Raw genomic sequence first — 10,291 nt, forward strand, 5'->3', positions numbered from 1 at the left:
GCGGGCTGTGCAATGGCGCAGGCCATTGTGCCGGTGACAAAACGGCGTTTGAAACGGTGCAAATCCTCTGCTCTGTTTCTTCAATCCGTGAGCGAGAGGCGAGAATGACCAAACCCGATTTCGACGAGATCATCGACCGCGTGGGAACCCATTCGATGAAATGGGACGGCATGGAGGAGCGCTATGGCGTCCCGCCCGAGGAAGGGATCTCGATGTGGGTGGCGGATATGGACTTCAGGCCCCCCGCCTGCGTGCAATCCGCGCTCGAGAAGATGCTGGCCCACGGGGTCTACGGGTATTGGGGCGACGAGCGCGAGTATCACGACGCGATCCGGTGGTGGATGCGGGAGCGTCACGGCTGGGAGGTGGAGCCGGACTGGATCTTCACCACCCACGGGCTCGTCAACGGGACGGCGCTTTGCGTCGATGCTTTCACCGCGCCCGGCGACGCGGTGGTGCTGATGACCCCGGTCTATCACGCTTTCGCCCGCGTCATCAAAGCTGCCGGGCGCGAGGTGCGGGAATGTCCGCTCGCGCTGAAGGAGGGGCGCTACGAGATGGATTTCGACGCCTGGGACGCGCTGATGACGGGCGCGGAGAAGATGCTCATCCTGTGCTCGCCGCACAATCCCGGCGGTCGGGTCTGGAGCCGGGCGGAACTGGAGGCGACGGCGGCCTTCGCGAAGCGGCACGGGCTCGTGCTGGTCTCGGACGAGATCCACCACGATCTGGTCATGCCGGGCCAGCAGCACATTCCGATGGCGCTGGCTGCGCCCGAGTTGCCGCTGGTGATGATGAGCGCAACCACCAAGAGCTTCAATATCGCCGGCACGCATACCGGAAATGTCATCATCGCCGATCCCGAGCTGCGCGTGCGTTTCGCAGGCCGGATGGCCGCGCTCGGGATCGGGCCGAACAGTTTCGGGATCGCGATGGCGACGGCTGCCTACAGCCCGGAAGGTGCCGCCTGGGTGGATGGGCTCGTGGCCTATCTCGATGCAAACCGGAAGCTGTTCGACGCCGGGGTGAACGCGATCCCGGGGCTGCGCTCGATGCCGCTCGAGGCGACCTATCTGGCCTGGGTCGATTTCTCCGGCACCGGGATGGGGCGGGAGGAATTCACCGCACGCGTCGAAAAGGAAGCGAAGATCGCAGCCAATCACGGGCCGACCTTCGGCGCGGGGGGGGAAAGCTTCCTGCGCTTCAACCTCGCGACGCCGCGCGCCCGAGTCGCCGAAGCGGTGGAGCGGCTGCAAAAGGCCTTCGCCGATCTGCAATGAAAAGGCCGGGCATTGCGCCCGGCTTTCTCTCTTCATGCGTCGTCCGGCCCTCTGCCGGTTCCGGTCAGACCTTGGGCAGGTAACCCGAAATCCTCGGCCCTTCCTGCACGAAATCGAGCGGGGCATGGTCGCTCACCGCGGTCTCGCGCTTGACGGTGCAGATCAGTTCGCGCCCCTCGATTTCAGAGGCGACGATGAGGCAGGTCGCGAGATGGTTCGGCCCGTCATAGAGGTCGACATGGCCGCGCAGGTGGCTCACCTGTTCGGCATCGAGCGCGAACCCGCCCTTGAACCGGCGCAAGACGGGCCAGATCGAGCCCGCCGCGAGAACACGCAGCCGCGCGTTTTTCTCTGTCTCGCGGCGCTGCGCGGCACGCAGCCCGTCGAGAACTTCCTTGGGCAGGAATTCCATGACATCCTCCACTCACTTCCCCACGGCCCATGCTGCTCACGTCAATGTAAAAAGCAAGTTAACCTTTTTGCCTGCATCGCGCCGCAGATGCTAAGAGTGCCGTTATTGCAACGGCTTGGGTGATTGCTGTCAAAGTGATCGCGCGTTAGCGTCGGGAAGGGCCAAACCCGGGGGGACCTTCATGCGCAACCTCATCTTCGTCCTTCTGTTGTCGCTCGTTCCGGGATCGGCACTTGCGCAATGTGGTGGCAGTTGGGACGCGTTTCTTTCCGGTATCCGGTCGGATCTGCGTGACGCCGGGCTCAACGCACGGGAGGCGGCTGCGTTCCTTGCCGGGGCGCGGCAGGATCCCAAGGTGCTGAGGGCCGATCGGGCGCAAGGCGTGTTTCGAAAGACCTTTCTGGATTTCGCGGCGGCAGTGATCCGCGAGGACCGGATGCGCAACGGAGCGCGCAATGCCAAGAAATATGCACCGGTTTTTGCGCGGATCGAGCGCGACTACGGCGTGCCCCGTGGCATCCTGCTGGCCTTCTGGGCGCTCGAGACTGATTACGGCGCGGTCCAGGGCGATTTCAACACCCGCGACGCGTTGCTCACGCTTGCCCATGATTGCCGCAGGCCCGGGCTTTTCCGCCCTCAGGTGATCGCGGCCGCGCGGCTCTTTCAGCGCGGCGATTTCGATCCGAAACGCACGACCGGTGCCTGGGCGGGCGAGGTCGGACAGGTCCAGATGCTGCCTGACGATATCCTGCGCAACGGCGTGGATGGCGACGGTGACGGGCATGTGCGTCTCAAGACCTCGGCCCCGGATGCGCTGATGTCGGGCGCGAAGATGTTGCGGGACATGGGCTGGCGTCCGGGCGAGCCCTGGATGCAGGAAGTCGTCGTGCCCGACGATCTGGACTGGGCGCAGACCGGGCTGCGCACCGAGTTGCCGGTGGCGGATTGGGCGCGGATGGGCATTCGCGCGCGCCGAGGCGATCTGGCACACGGCTTGCGCGGATCGATCCTGCTCCCGATGGGGCGCAAGGGCCCGGCCTTCATGGTCTATCCGAATTTCCGCACCCTCTTCGAGTGGAACAAGAGCTTTGTCTATGTGACGACCGCGGCCTATTTCGCGACCCGTCTCGACGGGGCGCCGCGTCTCGATCCGCGTGCTCCGGAGCCGGGGTTGAGCCCCGCGCGGCTCGAGCAGCTGCAAGCGAAACTCGCCTCGCGGGGTTATGATGTCGGCAAGGTCGACGGCATCCTCGGCGCCAGGACACGCGCGGCCGTGCAGGATGTTCAACGTCAGCTGGGCCTGCCCGCGGATGGCTGGCCTACCCCGCTCCTGCTTGGCCGCCTTTAGGCGTCACCCCGTGGTGCCCCATTCCGCGAAGAAATCGAGAAAGGGGCTCAGCAGGTAGCGGGCGGGGGAATTGTTGGTCGTGCGCAGGAAAACCTCCGCCGGCATTCCAGGGACGAGATTGCCCTTGTGGCGATCGTCGAACTGGTGCGTGTCGAAGGCGACCTCGATCTGGTAGTAGCTCGCGCCATTTGTCGGATCCGTGACGATGTCAGGCGAGATCCGGGAGAGTTCTCCGGTCAACTCCAGGGTGCTGCGTGTCGATAACCCTGGAAATCGGAGCGTGGCGTTTTGTCCAAGCGTCACCTCGTCGATATTGATCGGTGCGAGCCGCGCGATGATCACCAGGGGGCGATCCTGTTCGATGAGGGACAGGGCGGGTTCTGCCGGACGCAGCACCGCGCGTTCGCCGGGGATCATGATCTCGTGGATCACGCCATTCGCTGGCGCCCGCAACTCGCGTCGGGCGATTTCCCGCAGCAGGTGCTGTTCGCGCTCCGCGAGTTCAATGACCTTCGCCCGCGTGTTCTCGAGCTCGGCCTCCACCGTCTCGCGACGCTGCAGGAACAGGCGTGTCGCCGAAAGCGCGATCTCCCCTTTCTGCACCGTGACCAGCGCGCGCTGAGCCCGAAGCGCGCCCGATCGTCCCTCGATCGCGGCCTTCTCCCTTTCGAGTGCCAAGACGCGGCTTGATTGTGCGAGGCCCCGGGCGCGCAATCTGTGCTGGACGTGCAGCTCTTCGGCGATGAGCGCGGCCTGACGATCCAGGGCGGTGATCTGCGCTTCGATCCCGGCGCGCTGGGCGTCGATCTGTCGTGCCTGCATGGCGAGAAAGGCCTGTTCCTGGGCGAAGGAATGACGTCGGGCTTCGAAGAGCGAGGTCTGGCCCGACATGAGATGCCCGACTTCCGGGCGCAGCGGGGCCAGCGTCGTGAGGCGGGCCGGGAAGGTGATCTTGCGCGCGCCGTCTCGTTCGGCCGTGAGGCGGGCGCGCGAGGCGAGCAAGTCGAAATACGAGGCTTCGACGATCGCGAGTTGCGAGCGTTCATCGTCGGTGTCGAGCCGTAGCAGAACCTGCCCCTCGCGCACGAAGTCACCGCTCTTGACCAGGAGACGTTCCACGACGCCGCCGACGGGATGCTGAAGAATCTGCCGGTTCTTGTCGACCTCGACACGGCCGTTCGCCTGCACGGCGCCGGCGAGACGGGCCGAAAGCAACCACAGGCTGAAGCCCGCGACAAGAATTCCGATCGCCACGAGGCCGACAAGGGCGGGCAGCCGCTTCGGGTTCATGCCGTGGGACGGCCGGGCGGGATCATTCGCAGCCGGCTTGCCGCTCATGCGGCGCCTTCCTTGCGCGGGGTGAGCCGGGAATGCTGTGCCGGCGCGATCAGCCGCTTGAGGATCTCGTCGCGCGGGCCGAGCGCACGCTGCGCGCCCCGATCGAGGACGAGGAGCCTGTCACATTCGGCGAGGGCAGCGGGGCTGTTGGCCATCACGACCGCGGCGCCCCCCCGCGATTTGAGATGGCGGATCGTCGCGGGGAGCGCCAGTCCGGCGTCTGCACCGAGTTTCAGGTCGGGCTCGTCGAGCACGAGCAGGACGGGATCGCCATAGAGAGCGCGCGCGAGAGCCACCAGGTGACGCTGTCGGTCCGAGAGCGAACTCCCGTTGTGATGCAGGACCGTGTCATAGCCCTGAGGCAGGTCGAGGATCATCCTGTGCGCCCCGGCCCGCTTCGCGGCCTCGACGACCTGGGCAATGTCGGGCTCTTCGGAGAGGCGGGCGATATTCTCTGTCAGGGTGCCTTCGAAAAGGGTGATTCGTTGCGGCAGATAGCCCACCAGCTGGCCGAGATGGTCCGGATCGTACTGGTCCAGCGAGACCTCATCGAGCAGAACCTCGCCCGAATAGGGTTTGAAATTATGGCTCAGAGCCCGTGCGAGCGTCGACTTGCCGGATCCGGTCGGGCCGATCACGCCGAGAGCTTCCCCCGGTTCGAGGGTGAAACTGATCTGGCTGGAGGACGCGCGATCCGCCTGGGGGCGCGCAATCGCGATATCCTCGACCGACAATTTTGCCTTCGGCCGGGCGAGTGCGGTGCGTGGCGCGGGCTCAGGTGTGGAGCCGAGCAGATGTGCGAGCCGGTTGCGCGCGGCGCGTGCGCCGCTCCAGGTTGTCCAGCCGCCGATGACCTGCTCCACCGGGGCAAGCGCGCGTCCCATCAGGATCGAGCCCGCGACCATCGCGCCAGCCGTGACCTCGGCCTGCAAGACGAGATAGGCGCCGAGCGCGAGCATCGTCGATTGCAGCAGCATGCGCAGCGTCCGGATCAGGGAGTGGAAGCTGCCGCTCACATCCGTGGCCTTGATCGAGGCGGTCATCGCGCCGTGGCGCCATTGCCGCCAACGCTGAAAGCCAGCTTCGCGCATGCCGAGCGACATCACCGTGTCGACATCGTCGAGAAGATCGTCGGAGAGGCGTCGGGAGCGGTTCTCGAGTTTTCCCGCATCGCCCAGACGATCGCGGGTGAAATGCTGCGTCAGGGCCGACAGGCCCACCAGGAGCAGCCCCCCCGCGGTGGCCAGCCATCCCAGCCAGGGATGAAAGACGAACAGAACGCCCAGATAGAGCGGAGTCCAGGGAAGGTCGAACCACGCCTGCGCCACGGGCGCGCCGTAATAGCGCTGGACGGTCTCGAGATCGCGCAGCGCGTTATGCGCGGAGAGATCGGTGTCGCGCTCCGAGGCCTGACGAATCGTCGCGTAGAAGACGCGTCTTTCCGCCCGGGTCTGCAGATCGGCGCCGATTCGCGCGAGCAGTCGCCCCCTTGCCCAATCGAGCACGCCCATCACGCCGAAGAGGAAGACGACGAGCATAAAGAGATTGAGCAGGGTCGAGAGCGAATGGGCGGGGAGCACCCGATCATAGACCTGCAGCATGAAGAGGGGGCCGGTGAGCATGAGCACGTTCACGAAGGCCGCGAAAACGGCAACCAGCGTGATCTGCGCGCCCTCCCCGCGGGCAAGCTGTGCCAGCTCGCCATGGCCGAGGCGCAGCTTGCGGCGAGATGACCCCTGATCACCGGTTTCGGACGAAGCCATCTTGATCTCCTCTGCCTGCGCATGCCTCACTGCCCGAGCGGCAAGCCTGCGCGCTCCTGAAAACCTGGCCGCGAGAGATGAATTTGGCGTAAATCGTCCTCGGTTTTCGGCGGGGGGCGACGGGCGGCCTGCGGAACACCTGACTTGAACGCGCCCTTTCATTGCGTGGCGTGAGGGGGGATAATATGTGTCGAGAATGGAAGTCGTGACGAAGGGATCCTTTGTGAAGCGGAACGGATCGCCAGACGTTAGGGGCCGCAACGCGCGTGCCGTGTCACGGGGCGCGGCGGCGAGCGTGATCTGCGCACTGGGTCTCGCTCTGGCCGGCTGCGGTCCCGCGCCGCGCGCCTCGGGCATAAATGATCCCTACGAGGCGTCGAACCGGCAAACCCACGACTTCAACAAATCTGTCGACTCCGCGCTGTTCCGGTCTTCGGAGCCTTCCAGCAACGGGCAAGGGCCGGTCGGGCATGCGCTCGAGAATGTGGGGTCGAATCTCAGCCTTCCGGGCAAGGTTCTCAACTCGCTTCTCCAGGGGCGCCCGGAGCCGGCCATCAAGAACACCTTCCGCTTCTTCATCAATTCCACGCTTGGCCTGGGCGGGCTCTTCGACCCGGCCGGGACGAGCTTCTCGCTGCCCGAAACGGATACCGATTTCGGCGAGACCCTGCATGTCTGGGGCGTGCCGGAAGGCTCCTATCTCGAACTGCCTTTCGTCGGCCCCTCGACCGAGCGCGATGCCTTGGGCATGGTCGTCGACATAGTGATCAACCCGCTCGGCGCCCTCGATCCCGACGAGCGCGCCGCGGCGTTCGCGCTGCGCATGGGCGGCAAGATCGCGAAGCGTCAGCGATATTCGACCACGGTGGACTCGATCCTTTACGGCAGCGCCGACAGCTATGCACAAAGCCGGTTGCTCTATCTTCAGAACCGGCGTTTCGAACTCAATGGCGAGGAGACGACCAATGCCAACGCCTACGACCCCTATGACGATCCGGCGCTGCAATAGGCGCACGGTCCTGGGCTACGGGGCTGCCGGGCTCGCGGCGGCACTGCTGCCGGGAGAGGCGCTGGCCCTGACCGACGCACAGGCGCGCGCGCTGATCCAGCGTGCGGTCGATGATGTGAACGTGGCGATTTCCTCGGGCAAGACGGGCCCGGCGCTTTACGCGATGTTCGAGCGGATCTTCCAGAAATATGCGGATGTGAACGTGATCGCCCGCTCGGCGCTGGGCGTGGCCGCACGGCAGGCGAGCCCGGCCCAGATGGCGGCGTTCACCCAGGCGTTCCAGGGCTATCTCTCTCGCAAATACGGCAAGCGATTCCGCGAATTCATCGGAGCCCGCTTCACGATCGAGGGCGCGCGCCCGATCAAGACCTTCTACGAGGTGAAGACCACCGCGATTCTCAAGGGGCAGGCACCCTTTGAGGTACTCTGGCAGGTGTCAGACCGCTCGGGGGCGGACAAGTTCTTCAACCTGATCGTCGAGGGGGTGAACATGCTCGCCTCGGAGCGGACCGAGATCGGCGCGATGCTCGATCGCCGCCGCGGAAATATCGACCTGCTGATTCAGGACCTGAAGACGGCAGGGTGAGGCACGAAGATTCGGCCGCGCGATCCCCGAGGGGGCGCGCGGCCTGATTTTTCGCTCCGTTACCGGGCGCCGAAGATGCCCAGCAATTCCTTGAGGATCGAGGCGGAGGGATCGCGGCGCTGGCGGGCGGGCTGTTGCCCGGCGCTCTGGCTTTGCTGGCTCTGGCCCTGATAGCTGTCCTGCGTCTGCCAGCCCGAGGGATCGGCCATCGGCAGCGGCTGCGCCGGCTGACCATCCATCACCCGCTTCATCGTCTCGTGGAAGATCTCGGCGGGCAGGCCGCCCCCGGTCACGCCCTTCAGGGGGGTGTTGTCGTCATTGCCCATCCAGACGCCGACCACGTAATCCGAGGTGAAGCCGATGAACCAGGCGTCGCGCGAGCTCTGGGTGGTGCCGGTCTTGCCCGCGACCTCGTAATTGTCGAGATTCGCGCGTCGTCCGGTGCCGTGCAGCACCACCTGCCGCATCATGTAGACGAGCTCCTGCGCGGCCTTTTGCGAGATCACGCGCTCGCCGATGCCGCCGGGCTTGCCGAAGAGCGGCTGGTCGTCGCCTTTCAGCGTGAGCGAGGTGAGGCCGTAGGGCTGGACAGAGGACCCGCCGTTGAGAATGCCGGCATAGGCCCCGGTCATGTCGAGCAGGTCGGATTCGCCCACGCCAAGCGCGACCGAGGGCAGGTTCGGCAGGTCCTGCGCGAAGCCGAAATCTTCCGCGACCTTGATGACGTTCTCCCGCCCGACCGCTTCGGACACCCGCACGGTCGCGACGTTGACCGAATGCTCGAGCGCCGTGGTCAGCGAGATCGGGCCCATGTAGTTGCGCTCGTAGTTGCGCGGGCTCCAGTCGGGCGAGCCGGGCATCTTCACCGTGAGCGGTGCGTCGTCGACCATCGAGCCGGGCGTGTAGCCGAGATCGAGCGCGGTGGCGTAGACGAAGGGCTTGAAGGTCGAGCCGGTCTGGCGCTGCGCCATCGTCGCGTGGTTGAACGCGCCGGTGACCTTGGTCTGCCGGCCGCCGACCATGCCGCGCACCGCGCCATCCTTGCTCATCACCACGATCGCGGACTGCGCTTCGCTGTCCTTCGAAACCTTGTCGTCGAAGACGTTCTGCATAGCCTCTTCCGCCGCGCTCTGGATGCGCTGGTCGAGGGTCGTGTGAATCACGACATCCTCGGTGGTGTCGCGGGTCAGGTAGCTCGGCAGCGTGTCCATCAGCCAGTCGGCGAAATAGCCGCCCGCCTGTTTCTGCGCGGTCTGACTGAGCGTGGCAGGGTTGTCGCGCGCATCGATATATTGCCGGTCGTTCAGATAGCCCTGATCGTGCATGAGCGTGAGAACCGTCTGCGCGCGCTCCTGGCTGCGGGTGATGCTGTTGGTGGGCGCGTAATAGCTCGGCGCCTTGAGAAGCCCGGCGAGCATCGCCGCCTGCTGCGGATCGAGATTGGAGGCCGGAATGCCGAAATAGCGCTCCGAGGCCGCCTCGAAGCCACGCGCGCCCGCACCGAGATAGGCGCGGTTGAAGTAGATCGAGAGGATCTCGTCCTTGGTGTATTTGAGTTCCAGCGCGAAGGCGTAGGGCACTTCCTTGATCTTGCGCCGCAGACCGCCCGAGCGGCAGTCAGCCTCGTAGGCCGACTCGTTCTTCCACGTCTTCGGGTCGTATGTCACCCCGAGACACAGGAGCTTCGCGGTCTGCTGGGTGATGGTCGAGCCGCCATTGCCGTCGAACGGGCCGCGACCCGCCCGCAGGTTGATCGCCATCGCCGAGGCGATGCCGCGCGGCGAGATCCCGAAATGATGGTAGAACCGGCGGTCCTCGGTCGCGATCACCGCGTCGCGCAGCCAGGGCGAGACGTTCTTCGCGTCGATCTGGCCGCCGAAGGTCTCGCCGCGCCAGGCAAAGACCTTCCCGTGATCGTCGAGCATGGTGACGGAGCCGCGCGTGCGCCCGTCGAGAAGCTTCGTGTAATCGGGAAGCGTCGAGTAGAAATAGAGGGTCGCGGCCCCGACCACGAGCGCGACCACGAGCGAGAAACGCCAGCCGATTCCCCACACCACGCGCCAGATCAGCCGAAACAGGCCGAGGATCGTGCCCACGACCGGTCCGTGCCGGCGCGGAGGCCGCTGGGGCCTGCGGTTGCGCGTCTTGGGAGGTGTCTGGGATTTGCTCTTGCCTGCGGTCTGCTTCGACGAGGAATAGCGCTTGTCGGCCCGCAACGGCCCGCGCCGTCCGCCCTTCTGTGTCATCTGCCTGATCCGGTGCCTCGATTTTCGTTGCGCGCAATTTACACGCGGGGATGGGGGATGTGGACCCGGATAAAATCACGATTTGGTTTCGCAAACCGCCTAAAAAATAACCAAGATGCACAAAATGTGCAAAAAATAGGCAGAAATGACGGTAACGGCCGCTCACGCAGGCTCGCGATTCCTTGTGCGGAGCGGGTGGGGCGGGCCTTCTTACGACACACACGGCGACGCTCTTGCGGATGCCGATAGGGCTGAACAAGGAAGGGATGTCAGGTGAAACTCATCATTGCAGCAATCAAGCCGTTCAAG

8 protein-coding genes are annotated in these 10,291 nt (G+C 65.2%); 4 read left to right on the forward strand and 4 right to left on the reverse strand.

The annotated features are described in order from the left end of the window. Window positions 1–104 precede the first annotated feature (104 nt). Window positions 105–1,280 carry a MalY/PatB family protein gene (locus DW2_RS11615; RefSeq protein ID WP_038146659.1) on the forward strand — a complete coding sequence of 392 codons (1,176 nt, stop codon included), beginning with the start codon at window positions 105–107 and terminating at the stop codon, window positions 1,278–1,280. A gap of 64 nt (window positions 1,281–1,344) precedes the next feature. Here DW2_RS11615 and DW2_RS11620 read toward each other — a convergent pair whose 3' ends face one another. Further along, a complete protein-coding gene (locus tag DW2_RS11620; protein ID WP_038146662.1) occupies window positions 1,345–1,692 on the reverse strand; it encodes a hypothetical protein in 348 nt (115 codons plus the stop codon). 181 nt (window positions 1,693–1,873) lie between these two features. Here DW2_RS11620 and DW2_RS11625 point away from each other — a divergent pair, with 181 nt between their 5' ends. Continuing rightward, the gene (locus DW2_RS11625) at window positions 1,874–3,040 is read left to right on the forward strand and encodes a lytic murein transglycosylase (RefSeq protein ID WP_038146665.1); all 1,167 of its coding nucleotides are present in this window, start codon (window positions 1,874–1,876) and stop codon (window positions 3,038–3,040) included. 3 nt (window positions 3,041–3,043) lie between these two features. Here the strand turns inward: DW2_RS11625 and DW2_RS11630 are convergent, their stop codons facing one another. Both DW2_RS11630 and DW2_RS11635 read right to left on the reverse strand, forming a co-directional pair. Then, window positions 3,044–4,378 carry an HlyD family type I secretion periplasmic adaptor subunit gene (locus DW2_RS11630; protein ID WP_051855933.1) on the reverse strand — a complete coding sequence of 445 codons (1,335 nt, stop codon included), beginning with the start codon at window positions 4,376–4,378 and terminating at the stop codon, window positions 3,044–3,046. Then, window positions 4,375–6,141 carry a type I secretion system permease/ATPase gene (locus tag DW2_RS11635; RefSeq protein WP_051855936.1) on the reverse strand — a complete coding sequence of 589 codons (1,767 nt, stop codon included), beginning with the start codon at window positions 6,139–6,141 and terminating at the stop codon, window positions 4,375–4,377. The genes DW2_RS11630 and DW2_RS11635 overlap by 4 nt, the downstream gene beginning before the upstream one ends. A 295-nt stretch (window positions 6,142–6,436) precedes the next feature. Here DW2_RS11635 and DW2_RS11640 point away from each other — a divergent pair, with 295 nt between their 5' ends. Then, window positions 6,437–7,150, forward strand: a complete 714-nt coding sequence (locus tag DW2_RS11640) for an MlaA family lipoprotein (protein WP_238321316.1) — start codon at window positions 6,437–6,439, stop codon at window positions 7,148–7,150. Then, window positions 7,107–7,736, forward strand: a complete 630-nt coding sequence (locus tag DW2_RS11645; protein WP_051855939.1) for an MlaC/ttg2D family ABC transporter substrate-binding protein — start codon at window positions 7,107–7,109, stop codon at window positions 7,734–7,736. The genes DW2_RS11640 and DW2_RS11645 overlap by 44 nt, the downstream gene beginning before the upstream one ends. A gap of 59 nt (window positions 7,737–7,795) precedes the next feature. Here the strand turns inward: DW2_RS11645 and DW2_RS11650 are convergent, their stop codons facing one another. Beyond that, the gene (locus tag DW2_RS11650; protein WP_038146674.1) at window positions 7,796–9,982 is read right to left on the reverse strand and encodes a transglycosylase domain-containing protein; all 2,187 of its coding nucleotides are present in this window, start codon (window positions 9,980–9,982) and stop codon (window positions 7,796–7,798) included. Between the last annotated feature and the right edge of the window lie 309 nt (window positions 9,983–10,291).

The organism is Thioclava atlantica, from assembly GCF_000737065.1.
In the GTDB taxonomy this organism is placed as follows: Bacteria; Pseudomonadota; Alphaproteobacteria; order Rhodobacterales; family Rhodobacteraceae; genus Thioclava; species Thioclava atlantica.

Coding starts and splice junctions, on each gene's coding strand:
- DW2_RS11615 (WP_038146659.1), top strand. CDS start 105: ATGACCAAACCCGATTTCGACGAGATCATCGACCGCGTGGGAACCCAT.
- DW2_RS11620 (WP_038146662.1), bottom strand. CDS start 1,692: ATGGAATTCCTGCCCAAGGAAGTTCTCGACGGGCTGCGTGCCGCGCAG.
- DW2_RS11625 (WP_038146665.1), top strand. CDS start 1,874: ATGCGCAACCTCATCTTCGTCCTTCTGTTGTCGCTCGTTCCGGGATCG.
- DW2_RS11630 (WP_051855933.1), bottom strand. CDS start 4,378: ATGAGCGGCAAGCCGGCTGCGAATGATCCCGCCCGGCCGTCCCACGGC.
- DW2_RS11635 (WP_051855936.1), bottom strand. CDS start 6,141: ATGGCTTCGTCCGAAACCGGTGATCAGGGGTCATCTCGCCGCAAGCTG.
- DW2_RS11645 (WP_051855939.1), top strand. CDS start 7,107: ATGCCAACGCCTACGACCCCTATGACGATCCGGCGCTGCAATAGGCGC.
- DW2_RS11650 (WP_038146674.1), bottom strand. CDS start 9,982: ATGACACAGAAGGGCGGACGGCGCGGGCCGTTGCGGGCCGACAAGCGC.